General features: G+C 60.7%; 2 protein-coding genes. Both read right to left on the bottom strand.

What is annotated here, in order from left to right; translation table 11 throughout:
• On the bottom strand, window positions 1–675 hold a 675-nt coding region (locus EOA86_RS35060; protein ID WP_164892345.1), incomplete at its 3' end, for a hypothetical protein.
• Window positions 676–922: 247 nt separating this feature from the next.
• Window positions 923–1280: HutD family protein (locus EOA86_RS35055; protein ID WP_206630234.1), on the bottom strand; the 358-nt coding region annotated here is incomplete at its 5' end.

Genomic DNA, 1280 nt, shown 5'->3' with positions numbered 1-1280 from the left:
ATTCGACAGGATCGCCTGACGGTCGGCGCTGTCGTCGACCGCCAGCACGCGGTCGGCAACCTCGTTGGCAATCTGGCGCATCTGCCGGGTACGATTGACCCGGACCGCGATCCGGCGAAGATTTTCGATCAGAACGAAGCGCAGCAGCGACGGCAGCGCCCAGAGTTCGCCGATCTTCAGTGGCTCGACGGCCTGAAAGCCTTCGACGATCGCCTTGAACATGGCGGCCGAGACGGAACTGTCCGAATGCGCGACATAGGTCCAGGCCAGCGCAAGCGCGCGCGGCACGCTGGCGCCGTCGCGCAGCTTCAGGGTCGGCAACTCCCGATAGAAACGGTGCGGCAGGTCGCGCTTGACCTGGAAGATGGTTTCCTCGACCAGATAGTTGTTGTCGAGCAGCCATTGCGCCGCCGGCGTAATCGTCTCGCCTCTAGCCTGCGCGGCATTGGTCGAGCGGTAGACTTCGAGGACCTTCCTGGCACTGTCGCGAATGCGTGGCTGGAAATCGAACGGCCCCAGGCCGAACAGATCCTTGACGTCGCCCTTGGCGAGGCTTGTACCCAGCGTGCGCAGGCGCTCTTCCGGCAGGAAATTGGAGCGTATCGGCTCTTCCGTGATGGCCGGGAAGCTCGCGCTCGACTTTTCCATTTGGGTGGGGTCTGTTTGGATATTCATTGAAAATTCCGTATGGGGGACGCGTTAGCGGCGTCACCGCCACGGCAATGTCCCTAAAACCGAATGAAATGCAATTGGTTGCATCGAAACAAGGGCCGAAAGTTTGTTTTCGCACCACAACTTACAGACGAACCACCTCTCCCTCCCGCCGGGACTTGATCGACGGAAGGATTTGGGCTTTTTCGTGATCTGGGCTTGAGCTTACGGCATATTTCGCCGGTGCTGTGATCATGTTTCGAAACAGGCGTTAATCGTTTGCAGCAACGCGATCGATGCGGATCACGAACAGCGTCGCCGGTCGCGCAGGCTCCAGGCACCACTTCAAGGCGTCCGGCCCGAGCAACAGCGTATCGCGCGGTCCGATGCGGACAGGCGCCGCGCCGGCCACCGTGATCTCGCCGTCAAAACACAGGATGAGAGTCACATCGGCCAGCGAGTGGATATCCGTCGAGGTCGAAATCATCACGCGTTCGACGGCATGGGTTATCCGTCCGCGCCGCGTCATAACATTGAGATCGATAATCGGACCGGCGATCAGCGCCGCCTGCGTCGGCACATCGGCCGGAAAGGAAAGCGGGGCGGACGGATAACCCATGCCGTCGAAC

The sequence above is a fragment of the Mesorhizobium sp. M5C.F.Ca.IN.020.32.2.1 genome, assembly GCF_004023105.1.
Lineage (GTDB): Bacteria > Pseudomonadota > Alphaproteobacteria > Rhizobiales > Rhizobiaceae > Mesorhizobium > Mesorhizobium wenxiniae.
The sequence above is the reverse complement of the archived record's forward strand: the minus strand, read 5'-3'. Positions and strand labels throughout refer to the sequence as shown.